The organism is Roseovarius sp. E0-M6 (genome assembly GCF_037083845.1).
GTDB lineage: Bacteria > Pseudomonadota > Alphaproteobacteria > Rhodobacterales > Rhodobacteraceae > Roseovarius.
This window is the reverse complement of record NZ_JBAPLA010000006.1, coordinates 131648-151934: the sequence shown is the minus strand read 5'-3', so window position 1 is coordinate 151934 and position 20287 is coordinate 131648. Positions and strand designations below refer to the sequence as shown.

General features: G+C 62.2%; 19 protein-coding genes. 17 read left to right on the top strand and 2 right to left on the bottom strand.

The genetic code is table 11. The features are described 5' to 3' along the window. Positions 1-79 precede the first annotated feature (79 nt). From V8359_RS14885 to V8359_RS14850, 8 genes are all read left to right on the top strand, one after another. Positions 80-712, top strand: a complete 633-nt coding sequence (locus tag V8359_RS14885) for a helix-turn-helix domain-containing protein (RefSeq protein ID WP_336429824.1) — start codon at positions 80-82, stop codon at positions 710-712. An 86-nt stretch (positions 713-798) separates the two neighbouring features. Further along, on the top strand, positions 799-1695 hold the full coding sequence (locus tag V8359_RS14880) for a class II glutamine amidotransferase (protein ID WP_336429823.1): 897 nt from the start codon (positions 799-801) through the stop codon (positions 1693-1695). 1 nt (position 1696) lies between these two features. Beyond that, the gene (locus tag V8359_RS14875; RefSeq protein WP_336429822.1) at positions 1697-2380 is read left to right on the top strand and encodes a GXGXG domain-containing protein; all 684 of its coding nucleotides are present in this window, start codon (positions 1697-1699) and stop codon (positions 2378-2380) included. Positions 2381-2392: 12 nt separating this feature from the next. Then, entirely contained in the window at positions 2393-3730 is a 1338-nt protein-coding gene (locus V8359_RS14870; protein ID WP_336429821.1) for an FMN-binding glutamate synthase family protein, read from the top strand. Between the two features lie 68 nt (positions 3731-3798). After that, the gene (glnT, locus tag V8359_RS14865; RefSeq protein ID WP_336429820.1) at positions 3799-5130 is read left to right on the top strand and encodes a type III glutamate--ammonia ligase; all 1332 of its coding nucleotides are present in this window, start codon (positions 3799-3801) and stop codon (positions 5128-5130) included. 232 nt (positions 5131-5362) lie between these two features. After that, a complete protein-coding gene (locus tag V8359_RS14860; protein ID WP_442970385.1) occupies positions 5363-5797 on the top strand; it encodes an ImuA family protein in 435 nt (144 codons plus the stop codon). Next, the gene (locus V8359_RS14855) at positions 5712-7190 is read left to right on the top strand and encodes a Y-family DNA polymerase (RefSeq protein WP_336429818.1); all 1479 of its coding nucleotides are present in this window, start codon (positions 5712-5714) and stop codon (positions 7188-7190) included. The genes V8359_RS14860 and V8359_RS14855 overlap by 86 nt, the downstream gene beginning before the upstream one ends. Then, a complete protein-coding gene (locus V8359_RS14850; RefSeq protein WP_336429817.1) occupies positions 7187-10492 on the top strand; it encodes an error-prone DNA polymerase in 3306 nt (1101 codons plus the stop codon). Before V8359_RS14855 ends, V8359_RS14850 begins: the two co-directional genes overlap by 4 nt. Before the next feature lie 75 nt (positions 10493-10567). On the opposite strand, the gene V8359_RS14845 is transcribed toward V8359_RS14850, so the two are convergent. Next, the gene (locus V8359_RS14845; protein WP_336429816.1) at positions 10568-12607 is read right to left on the bottom strand and encodes a TonB-dependent receptor domain-containing protein; all 2040 of its coding nucleotides are present in this window, start codon (positions 12605-12607) and stop codon (positions 10568-10570) included. Between the two features lie 234 nt (positions 12608-12841). Here V8359_RS14845 and V8359_RS14840 point away from each other — a divergent pair, with 234 nt between their 5' ends. The 9 genes from V8359_RS14840 to V8359_RS14800 are packed head-to-tail and all read left to right on the top strand — an operon-like array spanning position 12842 to position 19611. Continuing rightward, the gene (locus tag V8359_RS14840) at positions 12842-13897 is read left to right on the top strand and encodes a hemin-degrading factor (protein ID WP_336429815.1); all 1056 of its coding nucleotides are present in this window, start codon (positions 12842-12844) and stop codon (positions 13895-13897) included. Then, entirely contained in the window at positions 13897-14790 is an 894-nt protein-coding gene (locus V8359_RS14835; protein ID WP_336429814.1) for a heme/hemin ABC transporter substrate-binding protein, read from the top strand. Before V8359_RS14840 ends, V8359_RS14835 begins: the two co-directional genes overlap by 1 nt. A gap of 2 nt (positions 14791-14792) precedes the next feature. Further along, the gene (locus V8359_RS14830; protein ID WP_442970384.1) at positions 14793-15866 is read left to right on the top strand and encodes a FecCD family ABC transporter permease; all 1074 of its coding nucleotides are present in this window, start codon (positions 14793-14795) and stop codon (positions 15864-15866) included. After that, positions 15863-16696 (top strand): heme ABC transporter ATP-binding protein, encoded by an 834-nt coding sequence (locus V8359_RS14825; protein WP_336429812.1) that lies wholly within the window; start codon positions 15863-15865, stop codon positions 16694-16696. The genes V8359_RS14830 and V8359_RS14825 overlap by 4 nt, the downstream gene beginning before the upstream one ends. Positions 16697-16715: 19 nt before the next feature. After that, complete coding sequence (locus V8359_RS14820; protein ID WP_336429811.1) at positions 16716-17150, top strand: hypothetical protein; 435 nt, start codon at positions 16716-16718, stop codon at positions 17148-17150. Next, entirely contained in the window at positions 17147-17806 is a 660-nt protein-coding gene (locus V8359_RS14815) for a MotA/TolQ/ExbB proton channel family protein (RefSeq protein WP_442970383.1), read from the top strand. Before V8359_RS14820 ends, V8359_RS14815 begins: the two co-directional genes overlap by 4 nt. Next, positions 17799-18182 carry an ExbD/TolR family protein gene (locus V8359_RS14810; protein WP_336429809.1) on the top strand — a complete coding sequence of 128 codons (384 nt, stop codon included), beginning with the start codon at positions 17799-17801 and terminating at the stop codon, positions 18180-18182. Before V8359_RS14815 ends, V8359_RS14810 begins: the two co-directional genes overlap by 8 nt. Beyond that, positions 18182-18562 carry an ExbD/TolR family protein gene (locus V8359_RS14805; protein WP_336429808.1) on the top strand — a complete coding sequence of 127 codons (381 nt, stop codon included), beginning with the start codon at positions 18182-18184 and terminating at the stop codon, positions 18560-18562. Before V8359_RS14810 ends, V8359_RS14805 begins: the two co-directional genes overlap by 1 nt. Beyond that, positions 18562-19611 (top strand): TonB family protein, encoded by a 1050-nt coding sequence (locus V8359_RS14800; RefSeq protein WP_336429807.1) that lies wholly within the window; start codon positions 18562-18564, stop codon positions 19609-19611. The genes V8359_RS14805 and V8359_RS14800 overlap by 1 nt, the downstream gene beginning before the upstream one ends. 53 nt (positions 19612-19664) lie before the next feature. Here the strand turns inward: V8359_RS14800 and V8359_RS14795 are convergent, their stop codons facing one another. After that, positions 19665-20153 (bottom strand): DUF305 domain-containing protein, encoded by a 489-nt coding sequence (locus tag V8359_RS14795; RefSeq protein ID WP_336429806.1) that lies wholly within the window; start codon positions 20151-20153, stop codon positions 19665-19667. Between the last annotated feature and the right edge of the window lie 134 nt (positions 20154-20287).

Below are 20287 nucleotides of genomic sequence, written 5' to 3'. Positions count from 1 at the left end.
GACTATCCTGCAACCCCCGTCATGTCAGCCGCGCACCCTGTTCGTGTCTGACCCCACCGTAGCGAAGGAAGGTTGCGCCATGGCCACAGGCAAGCTCGGTCAGGATCCGCACAAGGTAAAAGACAAGCGGGAAAAGCACCTCGAAACCGCGATCGGGCGAGAGGTGCGCGATTTTCGCCACCAGCGCGGCATGACAGTGGCCGATCTGGCCGACTCCACGGGCCTATCGGTGGGCATGCTCTCCAAGATCGAAAATGGTGTCACCTCGGCATCGCTCACCACTTTGCAGGCGCTTTCGGCAGCTCTGAACGTGCCTGTCACATCTTTTTTTCGGCGGTTCGAAGAGCGCCGCGAAGCGGTACATGTCAAGGCGGGCGACGGTGTCGAGACAGTGCGCGCGGGCACGCGGGCGGGCCATCAGTATAATCTTCTGGGGCACCTCGACACCAATAGCAGCGGCGTCGTGGTCGAACCCTACCTCATCAGCCTGACCGAGGAGTCCGACATCTTCCCCACGTTTCAACACGAGGGCGTCGAACTTCTTTACATACTCGAAGGTGAAGTCGGATATCGGCACGGCGATCATAGCTTTCACCTCATGCCCGGCGACAGCCTGTTCTTTGACGCGGACGCCCCTCATGGGCCGGACAAATTGATACGCCTGCCCGTGCGCTATCTTTCGGTCATCTCCTACCCGCAATCGAACGCCTGAAATTCCTCTCAGGAAACAAAAATTCTCACAATTGAATAAACACCCGAAACGCGCTAAGGTCGGACAACCGATTCATGGAGGGTGCGATGTGCGGAATCGTTGGACTGTTTCTGAAGGATAAATCTCTCGAGCCCCGACTGGGCGAGCTGCTGACCGACATGCTCATCACGATGACGGATCGCGGCCCGGACAGCGCGGGCATTGCCGTCTACGGCAATGACAACGAAGGCCGGGCCAAGCTTACGGTGCAATCGTCGGACCCCGACGCCGATTTCTCTGATCTCGACGGCGATCTCGGCAAGGCGCTTGATGCATCGGTCTCCATACGTGTCAAAGACACTCACGCGGTGCTTGACCTGCCCGAAGACAAACTGCCCCAAGTCCGCGCGGTTCTGCGTGAGCTTCGCCCCGACCTTCGTATCATGAGCGCGGGGGAAACCATCGAAATCTATAAGGAAGTCGGCCTTCCCGAGGACGTTGCCAAGCGTTTCGACATCTCGGCGCTGACCGGCACGCATGGGATCGGTCACACGCGAATGGCCACCGAATCCGCCGTCACCACGCTCGGTGCGCACCCGTTTTCAACCGGTGCCGATCAATGCCTTGTCCATAACGGATCACTTTCAAACCACAACTCCCTGCGCCGCGAGCTGGCCCGCCACGGGGTCGAGGTTGAAACCCTGAACGATACCGAGGTCGCCGCGGCCTACCTCACTTGGAAGATGCAGACCGGATCGACACTTGGCGAAGCACTGGAAAGTGGCCTTGACGATCTCGACGGGTTTTACACCTTCGTCGTGGGCACCAAGGATGGCTTTGGCGTGGTGCGCGACCCGATCGCCTGCAAACCCGCTGTCATGGCTGAAACCGATCAATACGTGGCCTTTGGAAGCGAATATCGCGCGCTCGTCGGTCTTCCCGGCATCGAGGACGCCCGCGTCTGGGAACCCGAACCAGCCACCGTTTACTTCTGGAAACACTGATATGCAGACATTTGATTTGGAAGAAAAAGGCCTGCGCGCCCTTCACGAAACGCTTCGGTCGGTCGGCCCGGACAGCAATGAAACCGCATGGGAAGTTGTGAATGCCAAAGGCAGCCACGCCATCGCCGTCGGGCTTGATGCCCCTCTGGACGTGACGGTGCGCGGCTCGACCGGTTATTACTGCGGCGGTATGAACAAACAGGCCACGATCCGCGTCGATGGCTCCGCCGGTCCCGGAACCGGCGAGAACATGATGTCCGGCAAGATCGTGATCGAAGGCGACGCGAGCCAGTATCTCGGGGCCACCGCCCATGGCGGTCTTATCGTGGTCAAGGGCAACGCCTCGTCGCGCTGTGGCATTTCCATGAAGGGTGTCGATATCGTGGTTCACGGCAATGTCGGCCATATGGCGGCCTTCATGGGCCAATCGGGCAACCTCGTGGTGCTTGGCGATGCGGGCGACGCCTTGGGCGATAGCTGTTATGAGGCGCGCTTTTTCGTGCGCGGCAAGGTCAAAAGCCTTGGCGCCGATTGCGAACAGAAGGAAATGCGGCCCGAACATATCGACTTCCTCAAGGCCATCTTGGCCGAGGCGGAATGCGACGCCAGCCCCGAGGAATTCACACGCTACGGCTCGGCCCGCAAACTCTATAATTTCGACATCGACAACGCTTCGGCTTATTGAGGGATCGACACCATGGCAAACAGCAAAATCCCCCGGACGACCCCACGGCAGTCGGCGACCTTTTCTCTCGATGTCAACAGCGACATCCGCCGCGCAGCAGCCACGGGCATCTATGATATCCGCGGTGGCGGGGCCAAGCGACGGGTGCCCAATTTCGACGACCTTCTCTTCATGGGCGCGTCGATCTCGCGCTACCCGCTCGAAGGGTATCGCGAGAAATGCGACACTGACGTCACCATCGGCGGCCTGAACGCCAAGAACCCGATCAAGCTTGATATTCCGATCACCATCGCCGGGATGAGCTTTGGTGCGCTTTCCGGCCCGGCCAAGGAGGCTCTGGGCCGTGGCGCGTCGGCGGCGGGCACTTCGACCACCACGGGCGACGGCGGCATGACCGCCGAGGAACGCAGCCATTCGGACAAGTTGGTCTATCAATATCTGCCATCGCGCTACGGCATGAATCCCGATGACCTGCGCAAAGCCGACGCCATCGAGATCGTGGTGGGCCAAGGCGCGAAACCGGGCGGCGGCGGTATGCTTCTGGGTCAGAAGATCAGCGATCGCGTCGCCGAAATGCGCAACCTGCCCAAGGGCATCGACCAACGGTCGGCCTGCCGTCATCCGGACTGGACCGGGCCGGACGACCTTGAGATCAAAATTCTGGAACTGCGCGAGATCACCGGCTGGAAAGTGCCTATCTATGTCAAGGTCGCGGGCGCGCGGCCCTACTACGATACGACGCTGGCGATCAAGGCGGGGGCCGACGCCATCGTGCTTGATGGAATGCAGGGCGGCACGGCGGCCACGCAGGACGTCTTCATCGAGCATGTGGGGCAGCCCACCCTCGCCATCATCCGCCCTGCCGTGCAGGCGCTTCAGGATCTTGGCATGCACCGCAAGGTTCAGCTGATCCTGTCGGGCGGCATCCGCTCGGGTGCGGACGTGGCCAAGGCGATCGCGCTCGGGGCCGATGCCGTTTCGATCGGCACCGCGGCGATGATCGCGATCGGCGACAACGATCCGAAATGGGAAGAAGAGTATCAAAAGCTCGGCACGACGGCCGGAGCCTATGACGACTGGCACGAGGGACAGGACCCCGCTGGCATCACCACGCAGGATCCCGACTTGATGGCGCGGTTCGATCCCATCGAGGGTGGGCGCCGCCTTCGCAACTATCTCAAGGTTATGACACTCGAGGCGCAGACCATCGCGCGTGCCTGCGGCAAAAGCCACCTGCACAACCTTGAACCCGAAGACCTCGTCGCGCTCACCATGGAGGCTGCCGCCATGGCGCGTGTGCCGCTTTCGGGAACCGACTGGTGGCCGGGTATGCCGGGCTCCAATTTCTGATATGACACCGTCAGGGGGCGGCATGACCGCCCCTTGCAACAACAGACAACAAGGAACAGGGAAACACCATGACCACAGATCTGGCCGCCTTCGCCAAGAAGAATGACGTCAAGTATTTCATGATCTCCTTCACCGACCTCTTCGGCGGTCAGCGGGCCAAACTGGTGCCGGCACAAGCCATTGCTGACATGCAGGAAGACGGTGCAGGTTTCGCCGGGTTCGCCACTTGGCTCGACATGACCCCCGCACATCCCGACATGCTCGCCGTGCCCGACCCCGACAGCGTGATTCAGCTTCCGTGGAAACCCGAGGTCGCGTGGGTGGCCGCCAACCCGGTGATGGAAGATGCCGATGTCGCGCAGGCCCCCCGCAATGTCCTGCGTCGCCTGATCGCCGAAGCTGCGGACGAAGGCATGCATGTCAAGACCGGCATCGAAGCCGAATATTTCCTGCTGACCTCCGATGGGTCGGCCCTTTCGGATGAATTCGATACCGCCGAGAAGCCTTGTTACGATCAACAGGCGGTGATGCGCCGTTATGACGTGGTCCGCGAGATTTGCGACTATATGCTGGATCTCGGTTGGGGCCCCTATCAGAACGATCACGAGGATGCGAATGGCCAGTTCGAGATGAACTGGGAGTTCGATGATGCGCTGCGCACCGCCGACAAGCATTCCTTCTTCAAGTTCATGACAAAATCCGTGGCCGAGAAGCACGGCTTCCGCGCCACCTTCATGCCCAAACCCGTCGAGGGCCTGACCGGCAATGGCTGCCACGCGCATATCTCGGTCTGGGATGCGGTGGGCACCGGGGCCAAACGCAACGTCTTTGCCATCGACAAGGGTGAGGGCCCCACCGGCGAGTTGGGCCTCTCCGAAGCAGGCACGCACTTCCTCGGTGGCATCATGAAACACGCAAGCGCACTGGCCGCGATCACCAACCCCACGGTCAACAGCTACAAGCGGATCAATGCGCCGCGCACCACATCGGGGGCCACATGGGCGCCCAATACGGTGACATGGACCGGCAACAACCGCACCCACATGGTTCGCGTGCCCGGCCCCGGTCGGTTCGAACTTCGCCTGCCCGACGGTGCGGTGAATCCCTACCTGCTTCAGGCGGTGATCATCGCGGCGGGCCTTTCGGGCGTGCGCTCCAAGGCCGACCCCGGCAAGCGCCACGACATCGACATGTATGCCGAAGGCCACAAGGTCCGTGGCGCGCCCAAGCTCCCGCTTAACATGCTCGATGCGATTCGCCTTTTCGACAAGGACAAAGAACTCAAGTCGATGCTGGGCGAGGAGTTTTCCGCCGCCTACATGAAGCTCAAGTTGAAAGAGTGGGATAGCTTCGTCGCGCATTTCAGCCAGTGGGAAAAAGACAACACGCTGGACATCTGAGCCCGCCACCGGCGTCGCGCCCTTGGCGGGCGCGACCACCTGATTCCCGGGTGGCAAGAGCCTGCGGCTCTCCGTTATACTGCCACTTATGGTTTCATCCACTGACATAGGTTTGCCCCTGCGCAGAGCCCGCGTCCACGAGGTCTGCGGGCCAGGGGCCATAGGGTTTGCCGCGGTATCAACCGCCTTGGCGGGGACTGTCTTGTGGGTGCGCGAAGCATGGCGGGGGGATATGCTTAATCCCGTGGGTCTTTCGGCATTTTTCGATCCGGCAGGACTGCTGGTCGCGCAGACAAAGGAACAAACCGAAAGTCTGGCCGTCACCGAAGAGGCCCTGAGGGATGGGTCAGTGCCCCTCGTGGTGACCGAACTGACCCGCCCCCTCGATTTGCGCGAAGGGCGGCGTCTGCAGCTTGCGGCGAAGGCGGGAAATACGACGGGGCTATGCCTCATTCCCGACGGAATGGGCAGCAACGCGGCGGAAACTCGCTGGCATTGCAGTCCGGTTTTCGATGTGGGCGACTCGACTCTGATGCATTGGGAAATTATTAAGAACAAAACAGGAACACTAAGAGCTTGGCATGTTCGATGGAATGCAGAAACGCGTCGTCTCGATGTGGTTTCCCCGGTTGGCGAGCGACCGGGTTCTGCGCGCACGTCCGCTTGAAGGGCCATTTGCCCTGACCATCCGGCAGGCCAGCGCCAATCGCATTTACTGCCTGAACGACATCGCAGAACAACACGGCCTGCATCGCGGCATGTCCCATGCCGACGCGCGCGCCTTTTGTCCCGATTTGCAAAGTCGCCCGGCCGATCAGGCCAGCGACGGGCGTTTCCTCAATGTGCTGCGCCGTTGGGCCATGCGCTATTGCCCCTGGGTCGGGTTCGAAGGCGTGGACGGGCTGGTTCTGGATATCACCGGCGCGGCGCATCTTTTTGGCGGTGAGGCAATGATGCTGGCGGATATGCGCCAGAAGTTAGGCCGTGCGCGGCTGACCGCCCGGATCGGGCTTGGCGATACCCGCGGCGCGGCTTGGGCCCTGGCCCATTACGGCGAGGGATGCGCCGAGCCCGGCCACCTGCTCAGGGTTATGTCGTCGCTGCCCGTGGCCGCATTGCGCCTTGACGACAAGACCGCCACAGCTCTGCAACGGCTTGGCCTGCGCACCATCGGCGATCTGGAAGGAACGGCACGCGCCCCCCTCACCCGCCGCTTCGGACCTGATCTTCTGATGCGGCTGGATCAGGCGCTTGGCCGCCAACCCGAGCAGATCACCCCCCTGCCCGAGCCGCCCAAATACAGCGTGCGCATGACCCTGCCCGACCCGATCGGCCTGTCGGATGATGTGATGGCCGCAACCTCCCGCCTTCTGGATCAGCTTTGCAGCAGGCTTCAGGCCCGGGAGGCCGGGGCACGCGTGCTCTGCCTCACCCTGCGCCGGGTCGATCAGGAGGCTCAGACGGTGGAACTGCGCCTTGCCCGCCCGTTGCGTGATGCGGCCCGCATCCTGCCCCTGTTCGAGCGGGGTGTGGCCGGGATCGACGCGGGCTTCGGGATCGATCAGATACGGCTCGAGGCGGCGCAGGTGGAATCATTGCCGGTGCAGCAGGTCAGCCATGTCTCGGCGGGTCAGGTGGATCGGCTTGATGATCTGATCACCCGGATCGGCACCCGGATCGGGCTGGACAATATTCAGCGTTTCCTGCCCGCCAACAGCCATATTCCCGAACGCAGCTTTCTCATCACTCCAGCAGCCTATTCCGAGGCGGAGGGGCCGTGGATTGCCCTGCGTCCCCGCCCCCTGCGTCTGTTTGCGCCCGAACCCATCGGCGGCACCGGTGCCCGCCCGCCACAACGGTTTCGCTGGCGGCGCATGTCGCTCAGCACGGCGCGCGCCACGGGGCCGGAACGTATTGCCCCCGAATGGTGGCTGGAAGACGATAACTGGCGCAGCGGATTACGTGATTACTGGCATGTGGAGACATGTCAGGGGCGGCGGCTCTGGCTGTTTTACACGCCGCAAAATCCCGGCTGGTTCGTACAAGGGGAATTCGCATGAGCTATGCGGAACTGTGCGTGACCACGAATTTCACCTTTCTTACCGGGGCCTCCCACCCCGAGGAAATGGTGATGCGCGCCGCCGAACTGGGCCTGGACGCCATCGCCATCACGGACCGCAATTCGCTGGCCGGGGTGGTGAGGGCCCATGCGGCGCTGATGGAATTGCAGCGCGAAACCGAAGAGGCCATTCGCATCCGGTCGCACAGCCAGGTTGACCACTCTTCACGCCAAGAAATCGGAGAGGCCGCACCGATCAAACGGCCCGGCACCGTTTCCCTGCCCAAGCTGATCATCGGCTGCCGTCTTGTGCTGCGCGACAGCCCCGTCCACTGGATCGCGCTGCCACGCGATCGCGCCGCCTATCAGCGGCTCACCCGTCTTCTGACCTTGGGCAAGCGGCGGGCCGAGAAAGGCGCCTGCCATCTCGACGTGAACGATATGCTCGAGGGCTGCACCGGCATGATACTGATCGCCTTGCCACAAGGGCCCTTGCGACATACGGAGCCGTATATTCACAAGATGCAGCGCCAGTTCCCGGGGCATGTGTTTCTGGGGGCCGCCCCGCGTTATGACGGCTCAGATCAGCGCTATCTGGCGGCCTGCGCGCGGCTCGCCCTGAAAACCTCCACTCCGATGGTCGCTGTGGGTGATGTCCTGATGCACCGCGCCGCGCGCCGGCAACTGGCCGATGTGCTGACCTGCATGCGCGAACATGTAACTATCGACGAGATCGGCACCCGTGCCCTGCCCAATGCCGAACGCCGCCTCAAGGGCCATGAGGATATGGCGCGGGTCTTTCGGGATCATCCCGCCGCCCTGCGCCGCACCCTTGAAATCGCCGCGCGATGCAGCTTCTCCCTTGAGGAACTCAGCTATGAATACCCCGACGAGGTCTCTGAAGGAGAAGCGCCACAGGCCCGGCTGGACCGCCTCGCACGAGAGGGCATAAAGCGCCGCTATCCCCATGGTGCGCCGCGGCAAATCCATGACCTCATGGAAAAGGAGCTGACCCTTGTGGCCGAACTGGGTTTTCCCGCCTATTTCCTCACGGTCCATGACATCGTGCAATATGCCCGCTCCATCGGCATTCTCTGTCAGGGGCGCGGTTCGGCGGCCAATTCGGTCCTGTGTTATCTTCTGGGCATAACCGATGTGGGCCCGGATCAGATCACCATGGTGTTCGAGCGTTTCATCTCGAAATACCGGGGCGAGCCACCTGATATAGACGTGGATTTCGAACATGAACGTCGCGAGGAGGTGATCCAGTGGATCTATGAGCGGTATGGCCGCCACCGCGCCGGCCTCTGCGCCACGGTCATTCATTTCCGATCGCGCGCCGCAATCCGCGAGGTCGGCAAGGTCATGGGGCTTTCCCAGGATGTGACAGCGGGACTTTCCAGCCAGATCTGGGGCATGTCGGATGGCGGGGCCGATCCCGAACGGATCAAAGAGCTGGGCCTTGACCTGAACGATAAGCGGCTGGCACAGACCATCCGCCTCATCGGTGAGATCATCGGCTTTCCCCGGCATCTGTCACAGCATGTGGGCGGGTTCGTCATCACCCGCGGGCGCCTTGATGAGCTTTGCCCGATCGAGAACGCGGCGATGGAGGATCGCACGATCATCGAATGGGACAAGGACGACATCGACACGCTCGGTATCCTCAAGGTGGATATCCTCGGGCTGGGAATGCTGACCTGTATCCGCAAGGCGTTCGAGCTGATGGAAACACACGAACGCCGGCACCTCACCATTGACAGCGTTCCGCAGGAAGATGAACAGACCTATGACATGCTGTGCCGGGCAGATGCGGTGGGGGTCTTTCAGGTGGAAAGCCGGGCCCAGATGAATTTCCTGCCCCGGATGAAGCCCAGAACCTTCTATGACCTCGTGATCGAAGTGGCCATCGTGCGCCCCGGCCCCATTCAGGGCGGTATGGTCCACCCTTACATCAACCGCCGCAGCGGCAAGGAATCCGTGCATTTCCCCTCATCCGAACTGGAAGGTGTGCTGGGCAAGACGCTGGGCGTGCCGCTTTTTCAGGAACAGGCGATGCAAATCGCCGTGGTGGGCGCCGGATTTTCACCCGAGGAGGCCGACCGGCTGCGCCGCTCTCTCGCCACGTTCCGCAAGATGGGCACCATCGGCACGTTCCGTGACCGGTTCGTTTCGGGTATGCTGGCGCGCGGGTATGCGGCCGATTTCGCCGAACGATGCTTTGGACAAATCGAGGGATTCGGCGAATATGGATTTCCCGAAAGCCACGCCGCCGCCTTCGCCATGCTGGCCTATATCTCGGCTTGGTTGAAATGCCACCATCCGGCGGTCTTTGCCTGCGCCCTGCTCAACTCTCAGCCGATGGGCTTTTATGCCCCAGCCCAGATCGTCCGCGACGCCCGCGATCACCGGATTGAGCTGCGCCCGGTCTGTGTCAACAACAGCGCATGGGACAACACCCTCGAACGCCGCGCGGACGGCACGCTGGCCCTGCGGCTCGGGTTTCGTCAGATCAAGGGCTTCCGCGAAGAAGACGCAAGTTGGATCGTGGCCGCCCGAGGTAACGGCTACCGCGATCCCGAAGCTGTCTGGCTGCGGGCCGGGGTCGCGCCGGCGGTGCTGGAACGGCTGGCCGAGGCGGACGCGTTTTCCGACTTGGGCCTGACCCGGCGCGACGCGCTCTGGCAGGTGAAGGCAATCCGCGGGCCCGCCCCCTTGCCACTTTTCAACGACCCTCTTGACGGAGAGGGCGTGCATGAGCCGAAAGTGCTTTTGCCCTCCATGCATCTGGGCGAAGAGGTCGTCGAGGATTACGTCTCGATGCGCCTCACCTTGCGGGCCCACCCGATGGAACTTCTGCGCCCGTCGATCTCCGATCTGACACCACATGACAAGCTGGCCATCACACCCCTCAGACAGGTCAGTGTCTGTGGCCTCGTCATCACCCGACAGCGCCCCGGCACCGCCTCAGGGGTGATTTTCCTGACGCTCGAGGATGAAACCGGCGTGAGCAACGTGGTGGTCTGGCCCAAGATGTACGACCGATTCCGCCGGACTGTCATGGGTGGGCGGCTTCTGCGTGTGACCGGATATCTGCAACGCGAAGGCATCGTCGTGCACCTGATCGCCCGGCATATCGAAGACCTCTCACATCGACTTTCGGACCTTGGTCACCCGATGGAGGACATGGTCGGCCTGACAACACCGCAAACCGACAATGCCCCCCGACCGCGGCCCGCCCCGCGCGCCATGCATCCACGGGATCAGGCCAAGCGCCTGTTCCCCAGCCGCGATTTTCACTGAGACGCCTCGCGCCAAGCGCGCGACACGCGCTTGGCACAAGACATTTTTTTGATACACCCGTCACCGTCAGTGAGATCAGAAGGTTCTCGACAAGGTGAACTTGAAATTGCGGCCCGGCGCTGGACGCGTGGCAAGTCGCGGCTGATACTGCTGATCGAACAGGTTTTCCACTCCGACGCGGAACTCCACACCCTCCCATGCGCCTTGTTGCGGCGCGATTGTCGCCCTCAGGTTATGCACCGCATAGCTCGGGCTGCGAACGCCGTTCACCGTAATCGAATCCGCGGCCACCGTTTCCCAGCTCAGGTCATAGGTATTGCCGATCTTCTTGCCCAGCGTGAGCCGCAGACTGTCCGCCGCAAGCCCGGTCCAATCCTGACTGGCAACGCCGAAACGCGCGACGGCAGCGGGCCCAAGTTTCTGTTCGCCATCGGTGATATTGGCGTTCAGATCGGCGTAAAACCCATTCGCCGCCGCATAGGACGCTTCAATCTCGATCCCTTGCAAGTTGACCTGATCAAGTGTTTCGAACATCGGCGGGCCCGGCGGAAACGGCGGCGCGACGTTAAGCGCATAGGATGTCACGTCTCTGAGGGTCGTGTCATAGTAATTGGCCTTCACGGAAAACGAGTCACCATCACGAAGCACACTGTCGCCTTCATAGGCACCGCCGATTTCATAGGTGGTCGATTTCTCGCTCTGGGTCATCCGCGCCACATTGTCCAGATCGTCGATCGGCGGCAGAACCTCGGTATAAGCGGCACTGCCAAAGACCGAGACCCCGTTGCCGAACGCATATCTGAGAGAAAGACCGCCCATCAAGGCATCATGGTTGAACCTGCCATTATTGGGCGCGGTCGACCCCTGCACCGTGGATGTCTCATAGCGCAGCGCCGGGGTCACCGTCCACGCCTCTCCGATCGACATCTCGTCAATCGCGAACAGGGCCCACCGGTTGTCATCACCTCCCGGCGCAGACGAGGCGTCAAGACGCTTACGATGGACATATTCAAGACCTGTCACCATGTCATGGCCCACCGCACCCGTCTCAAAGAGTGCGCGGTTCTTAAGTGTCACGGTGGTGGTCTCGTAGCTATGGTCGGCATCCAGAAGGGGATTTGGCGGAAACGCGACGACAGGTGATTGGATGATTTCCTCATCAGCGTAGGAAAATTGTAGACTGAGATCGATAAGATCGTTGTCCAGCGGATTGAAACCATAGCGCAGCATGGCGGTCTCGCTTGACACCGCCCTGTCGACATTCCCGAAAGCTGTTGTGCCGAATGTATCATAAGGGACGTCCTGCTGTGTCGACGTGGTCTTGGTATAAGAGGAGGTCAGCGAATGCGCGTCATCCTCACCGAATGTCAGCTTCCCCTTGACGAGCCAGGATGGATCACTCACCTCGCCGGCCGCAGGGTTGATCTGATTGCCGTCCCCGTCCTCCTGAATGCCGATATGGCGATTGGTATAATTCACGAGGAATTCCAAACGCTCGCTCGGTTGCCAGGCCAGAATGCTGGATGACGTCAGCCCGTTTCCGTTGGTCTGAAACTCAAGCGTCTGGCGATAGGCGAACCCCGGCATTCCGCCAGTGAAATCCGACGCGTCCTTGGTCTTGAGCCGGACAACACCGCCCACGACGCCAGAGCCGTATTCAAACGATCCGACCGTGCCGCGAATGACGCTCACCCCTTTGTAAAGCGCGGGATCGGTGAAAAGCTGATTGCCGATACGATAAAGCTCTTCGCTTCCGCGCGTGACACCGTCCACCTGAACAAGAACTTTCTGATCGGTGCCAAACGTGTCCGTCGCGCCAAACCCGCGAATGTTGATCCCCGATCCCTGCGGCGTCGCCCCGTTGATCAGGTTCACACCCGGCACCGAGTCGATCAGTTCCGCCACCGTGCCGGCTTGCCGGTCCTTGATCTCGGTCTCGTCAATCTCGGTGACCGGGGTCGCGGTGTCCGTGCGGACATCCCGTTTGCTCTGACCAAGCTTGATCGTTCCGAGGAACCCGTCCCCTGCGTCCTGCGCCGTGGCCGGAGCCATGGCAAGCAGCGTCGTGCACAAGCTTGTCGCCCCAAGAAGTGCAATGCGCACATGTCCTGTCATCGTTAGTCCTTTCGCCCTCATACCGGGTATGAGCCGTCATACTTGCGAAAGGCTGGCGCGGCGTTTTTGTGATTTTAAAAGCCCGGAAAATCGGGCCTTGTGCGGCAATAGTGAATCAGACTAAAAGAGTCAAGAATGAGCTGCCGCATTCCGATGCATCGCAGCCAAGCCACGCCGCAGCCTCGGCCCGCCGCGCAGCCATAAACCCCGAAATTGTATAGACCAGAGGTGATCATGGCTCACACAGCAGGCCTGACTGCGCAGGACATCCAGAGCGCGCGAAACGAAAATCCCAAGATGCGCGACCGCGATCTCGCGGACAAGCTGGGCATTCCCGAGGCACGGCTCGTTGCGGCCCATTGCGGACACGGGGCAACGCGTATCGACGCACATCCCGACCGCGTGATCGCCGCCGCCCAAAAGCTGGGTGAGGTCATGGCGCTTACCCGCACCGATAGTTGCGTGCATGAAAAGATCGGGCGTTATGACAATTACCATCCCGGTGGCCATGCCGCGATGGTGCTGACGGACGAGATCGACCTGCGCATCTTTCCTGCACATTGGCAGCACGCCTTCATGGTCGAACGCGACGGTGACCATGGGCCGCGCCGCAGCCTTCAGGTCTTTGATGCCGCCGGCGACGCGGTTCACAAGATTTTTCTGCGCGACGCGTCGAACCACGATGAATGGCACGGCCTGACGCAGGAACTGCGCCTTGATGACCAATCCACCGACCTCGAAACCGCCCCGCGCAAACCCAAGGAAGCGCCCAAGGCGGACCCGGGCAAGGCCGACCTCCTGCGCACCGAATGGGCCCGCATGACGGACACCCATCAGTTCCTTCGCCTGACATCAAAGCTGAAGATGAACCGTCTCGGCGCCTACCGGATCGCCGGTGAACCATTCGTGCGCGCACTTGATCCAGCCGCGCTCGACATGGCGCTGAACACGCTGGCTGCGGATGGCACCGAGGTGATGATATTCGTCGGAAACCGTGGCTGCATCCAGATACATTCCGGCCCGGTGCAAACGCTCAAGTCGATGGGGCCGTGGCAAAACGTCCTCGACCCGGGTTTCAACCTGCATCTCAGGCTGGATCACGTGGCCGAGGTCTGGGCCGTCGACAAGCCCACGCAACGCGGTCCTGCCGTATCGCTCGAGGCGTTCGATGCCGAAGGCGGGCTGATACTTCAGATGTTCGGCGTCCCGAAGGAAGGCCGCGACAGCCGTCCGGCATGGCGCAAACTGGTGGCTCAACTGCCAACCATCGCAACAAAGGAACCGGCCTGATGCATCGCCAGACAATCACCCGCACACCAAGGGCCACCCGCCTCAGGGCGCTGCTGGCGGCAACGCTAAGCTTGGGCCTTTTTGGCACGGCGGCACAGAGCGGTGAAAGCACCTCGGCCGATGTTCTTTCGATCGGGGGCTCCGTGACCGAAATCGTCTATGCGCTGGATCAAGAGCACAGGCTGGTCGCACGTGACACGACATCGACCTACCCGCCCGAAGCGACCACGCTACCTGATGTCGGCTACATGCGCGCGCTCTCGGCCGAAGGCGTGCTGTCGGTCGCGCCCAACCTCGTGCTAGCCGAAGAAGGCGCAGGACCACCCGAGACCATTGACGTGCTCAATGCCGCTGGGATCGCGATCGTCACCGTTCCCGACCGCTACGATGCCGAGGGCATCGGGCTGAAGATCCGCAAGGTCGGAGCCGCGCTCGGTGTTGCCGACAAAGCAGACAGGCTTGCCTCACGGATCAAGACCGACCTCAACGAGGCCGCCCGCAAATCCGACGCCCGCGCCGACGCGGATCGCAAGCGCGTGCTCTTTGTCCTGAGCACCGAAGGCGGCAGTATCCTTGCGTCGGGCACCGGCACCGCCGCGCATGCCATAATCGGCCTTGCCGGGGGCAAAAATACCGTCACCGGCTTTGAGGGATACAAGCGCATGACAGACGAGGCGGTGACCACCGCCGCACCCGACGTCATCCTCGTCATGGACCGTGAGGGCAATCACGCGATCACCGCCGAAGGCCTTTCGACCCTGCCTGCCATCCGACCAACCCCCGCAGGCCGGAACGGCGCGGTCATTCGCATGAACGGGCTTTACCTTCTGGGATTCGGGCCGCGCACGGCCAAGGCTGTGGCCGATCTCAGCACCGCGCTCTACGGGCCGTAACCGTGGCAACGATCACCGATATCGCGCCCATGCCGGCCCACGCCGACAGGCGGGCAATCGCCCGCCGCGCGCACTTGTGGCTGGTGCTCTTTCTCGCGATCTCCTGCATTGCGAGCCTTGCTGCCGGCGCCTCGGGCGCGTCCATTTGGTCCGCGCTGCGCGACATTGCCACCGGCATGCCTGTCGCGGCCACAGACGCGATCGTCCTGTGGGAAATCCGCCTGCCCCGCACCGTCATGGGGCTGATCGTCGGGGCCGCGCTCGCCGTGTCGGGCGCGGTGCTTCAGGGCCTCTTTCGCAACCCCCTCGCCGATCCCGGTATCGTCGGTGTGAGCGCGGGCGCAAGCCTCGGCGCGATTGCCGCGATCATCTTCGCTTCGGCCCTTCCCGTGGCGATACAGGCACGCGTGGGAACCTTTCTCGTACCGCTCGCGGCCTTTTTGGGAAGCTGGGTCTCGGTGGTGCTGCTCTATTCCGTAGCAACCCACAGGGGCCGCACCTCGGTGGCGACGATGCTGTTGGCGGGGATCGCCCTGACCGCGCTGACGATGGCCCTGTCCGGGATCATGATCTACGCAGCGGACGATCAGCAACTTCGAAGCCTGACCTTCTGGCAGATGGGCTCGCTCGGCGGCGCGACATGGCCCAAGCTCGCCATTGCCGGGCCGCTCATCGCCGTCGCCCTTGCGCTGGCCTTTACGCTCGGTCGGGCGCTCAACGCGCTCGCCCTTGGCGAAGCGACGGCGATGCATCTTGGTATTCCGCTGCAACGGGCCAAGAACCTCGCCGTGGTGACCGTCGCCGCCGCCACGGGTGCTGCGGTCGCGGTGTCGGGGGGCATCGGCTTCATCGGCATTGTCATTCCGCATCTTCTACGCCTCGCCACAGGGCCGGATCACGGACCGCTCCTGATCAACTCGGCGCTTCTTGGAGGCGCTCTGCTGATCTGGGCAGATGTGGTCGCGCGGCTTATCATCGCGCCCGCGGAATTGCCCATCGGCATCGTGACTGCTGTGATGGGCGCACCGGTCTTTCTGTGGATTCTGCTGCGAAGCCGCGGGGTGCTTGACCTGTGACCCTGAACGCACAACAGATCAGCCTTGCGATCCGCGGCAAACCCGTCCTGCATAACGTGGATTTCACCGCCCTCTCCGGCGCGGTCACGGCCATTGCGGGGCCCAACGGGTCGGGCAAGACCACCCTTTTGCGCGCCATGATCAACGAAGAGGCAGCAACCGGACAGATCACCCTCAACGGCATCCCTGTCACGCCCCGAACGGCGGCCTCGCTTGCCGCGACGCGAGCGGTCCTGCCTCAGTCATCCCGCATCGCCTTTCCGTTCAAGGTGGCCGAGGTTATTCGCATCGGCCACCTTGCCGGGCCGCATGCCCACCATACTGACATTCCCGACCGGGCCTTGGAGGCCGTCGGTCTTTCCGGCTATCAGACGCGCTTCTTTCAGGAGCTTTCCGGCGGCGAACAGCAACGGGTTCAGCTTGCCCGTGTACTGTGTCAGGTCTGGCAGCCGGTGTTCGAAGGACAGCCCCGCTGGCTCTTTCTGGATGAGCCTGTGGCGAGCCTCGATATCGGCCATCAGCTCGGAATCATGCAGCTTGTCCGGGACTATGCCGATCAGGGCGGCGGCGTGGTTGCGGTGATGCATGACCTGAACCTCACGGCGATGTTCGCCGACCGCGTGACGATCATGAAGTCGGGCCGCGTCCTTGCCGAAGGCACCCCACCAGAGGTGATGACGAACGATATCCTTTCGCGCACCTATGATGCTGACATATCGGCCAACTCCGCGCCCGGGCCCGGCACCCCCTTCGTGCTTCCGCAAATGGCGGCAAGACCATGTCCCGCCAAGCGGCCTTCAGGTCGCGCTCATCATCTGGCCACCCCATGACAATCCCGAGGCAAGACATATGACCCCTTTTCTACGCAACGCATGCCTTATTGGCCTTCTCCTCCCTGCGGCGACGACCGCAGGCGCTCAGGAAACGGAAATCGGGCGCAATATCTCGATCGAACTGAATGCCGCAGTCTCCTCAGACGCGGGGTGCAAACTCAGCTTTTTGGTCATTAACGGTCATGCGAGCATGATCGCCAAGGCCGTATACGAAACCGTTCTGTTCGACGCCGCGGGACAGGTAGACCGATTGACCCTGTTCGATTTCGGCGCGCTACCTCCCGGGCGCCCCCGGGTCCGTCAGTTTACCGTGCCCGGAGCGGGGTGCGACGCGCTTGGGCAAATCCTCTTTAACGGCGCGCATGCCTGCGAAGCAGCCGACCTTGACGGCATGGCATGCGAAACCGGGATCGAGCTTGAAAGCCGCACGGACATCGAGGTGACAGGATGACAGGCATGCTTGACACAGTCCGTGAGTTGGCCGCGCTTGGCGGTCCCGTTGTTCTTGTGCTGATGCTCGCCTCGGTCGTTACACTGGCCACCGCGCTCTACAAGCTCTGGCAGTTCTCTGTCGCGGGCGTCGGACGGCACCACGCCCTGTCGCGGGCAGTGACCGCATGGGACGCCGGAGACCGGGCCGAAGCGCTTGGCGAACTGGCTCAATCCAAAAGCTATCTGGCCCCCGTGGTCCGTATGGCGTTTTCCGCCACCCCCAACGACAGCAAACGCCTCAGGGCCGAGGCGGAGACACGCTTTGCCCGTCTCGAGTCTGGCTTCAGGCTGCTCGACTCGGTGGCACAACTTGCCCCGCTTCTGGGCCTTTTCGGCACCGTGCTTGGTATGATCGAGGCGTTTCAGGCGCTGCAATCAGCCGGAAGTCAGGTGGACCCCTCTCTTCTGGCCGGCGGAATCTGGGTGGCGCTCATGACCACTGCGGTCGGCCTCGCGGTTGCGATGCCCACCTCCCTTGTTCTCAGTTGGTTCGAGGGGCGTATGGATGCCGAACGCGTCATGGCCGAGCGTGCCATTTCGACAATCCTAAGTCCCTCGGGCAGACCCTCCGCCGCGCCCGTAGCGGACCCTGTAGGGACGCTCAGCCGTGCGTAAACGCCACCACCGCCGCAAGCTTTCGATGACATCGCTGATAGATGTCATTTTTCTCCTGCTGCTTTTCTTCATGCTGTCCTCGACCTTTTCCCACTTTGCCGAGGTCGAGCTTGCGGCCGCCGCCAGCGGCGCAGGTGGCGCGGCACAGACCAAACCCGCCTTTCTGCAGCTGGGCGCGGATAGCCTCAGCTTGAATGGGCGCGATGTGGCGCTTGAGACGTTGGACGCCGAACTGCCCGCGATACGCACCGACACCGGCCTCCCGCCCCTACTGGTCAGCCTGCGCGCGGATGTCACCGCTCAGCGCCTGACCGATCTGCTCGTGACACTGCGCCGGGCGGGCGGTGGCGATGTGACCGTTCTGGAGGCAATGTGATGCGCGCCAGACCGAAGCCCACACGCGAACCCACCATCGCGCTGATCAATATCGTCTTTCTGATGTTGGTCTTTTTCATGGTCGCAGGCACCCTCGCCCAACCGCTCGACAAGGCGGTGACCCTGGTGCGCACCGCCGATCTTGAAGGTCGCGCAACACCCGATGCGCTTGTCGTTCATGCCGATGGCCAACTCTGGTATCGCGGCCAGAAGATCGAAAGCATCAGCACCTTTCTGACCCTCCTCGATGCGCCCGCCCGCACATCCGTTCGCATCGTCCCGGATCGCGATCTGGCCGCGCACCAGCTCGTGTCGCTGGCCGCCCGGTTGCGCGCCGAAGGCGCAGAGCGCGTCCTGATCGTGACTGAAAGGGGGATATGATGATCGCCTCGTCCAGACCTGCCGCCCTGGCCGCTCTTGTCATAGCGGGCATCCTGCACACCACGTTGATCATTGCCATGGCCGGGCGCACCACGCCCACCGCCGAGGTCACTGGCGGCAATGGCGGTATGCAGGCCCGCATCGGAAACAGCTTTGCGGACATGGCGGCGGGCACGCTCTCGACCTCATCGGCGGAGGAAATGCTAGAGACCACTCCACCGCTCGAAACGATCGAAAAGGCACAGCCCGACAACGCGATACCGCCGGACACGCCGGCTCAGACGGCGCGGACAGATGCGCCAGATCACGCTGAAACGGTCAAACCCTTGGCAATTCCGGTGGAACAGGCGCACGCCGACACGGCTCAAACCGCCCCGACCGAAACAGGGCCTACGCCGACATTCGAAATGTCCGCCGCCCTGTCCCACAAGCTGACCGAGCCGTCGCGCACAACGCAAGCCCAAGCCGTGAGTGTTACACAACCGCAACCGCTGCGACCCGAGGTGACACCAAATGCCGACCCCCTTCAGGCAGATCAGAATACAGGGTCCGCCGTAACCCGGTCGCGCCGCCCAAAAACCCGAAGTGCAACCTTCGAAGAGCGGCACACGTCCAAGACACCCGCGGCGCGCAAAACTCCCAAGGCCCAGCCCACACCAAAGAAAACAGCCACCACCCGGTCCGGCAATGCGGCCAAGAATGCGCGGGCCGGATCTGCCACCGGGCGCGACTCCGCAACCTCAAAAACTGAAGGTCAGCAAAAAACAGCGGCGGCGCAGGCCGGAAATGCCACTATCAGCAACTATCCCGGCCTTGTCATGCGAAAAATCGCGCGCGTGCCCCGCCAAAAGGTCGGCGCCCGTGGAACGGCGATTGTGTCTTTCACAGTCTCACCCGCAGGCGGACTGAGTGCCGTCTCGCTCGGGAGAAGCTCAGGCTCTCGCGAACTCGACCGTGCCGCACTTCGGGTCATCCGCCGCGCCGCACCTTTTCCCGCGCCGCCGGCGGGTGCCCGTCGCAGCTTTTCGATCCGGATCGAGGGCGGCTGAGAGCGCCGCTCAGGCGCGTCTCCGGCCCGGTCTCGGAGGTGGGGCAACGCCCCTTATTGAGAAGACATATCACGGTCCGTTCCCTCCGGCGCATCTCCGTTGGCCTGAATGTCCTCTATATATCGCTTCATTTCCGCGATCTCGCCGCGCTGCGCTTCGATGATCGCCACCGACAGCGCCTTGACCCGCGGATCAGAAAGCTCGGCGCGTTCACTGGTCAGGATCGCAATGGAATGGTGCGGTATCATCGCTTTCATCCACGCGATGTCTTCTACCGTCTCCTGTGATCGCACCAACCAGAGCGACACTCCGAACGCGAGCACGGCCCCCGCGAAAATCGCGATGTTCGCCGTGCGGTTGGAATACATGCCCAACATGAAGGACAGCATGATCACGGCCATTGCGCCCCCCATGTATAGCGCCATCCACATGCGGGTCTGAGAAAAGAATACGTGATCGATCGCATAGGTGTTGAGATACATCAGCCCAAACATCACGACGGTGGACGTTGCGATCATTGCAAGAAAACGAGTGTAGCTCATGTGGTGTGCCCCCTTCCTGAGAACCGGAACGCCTCAGGCGGGGAATGGTTCAATCGCAACACCGATTTTGTTCACGAAACAAGCCCCTTCGTTCAAAGGGTGTTGCCGATAGGACTTGAAAACGAAACGCCATC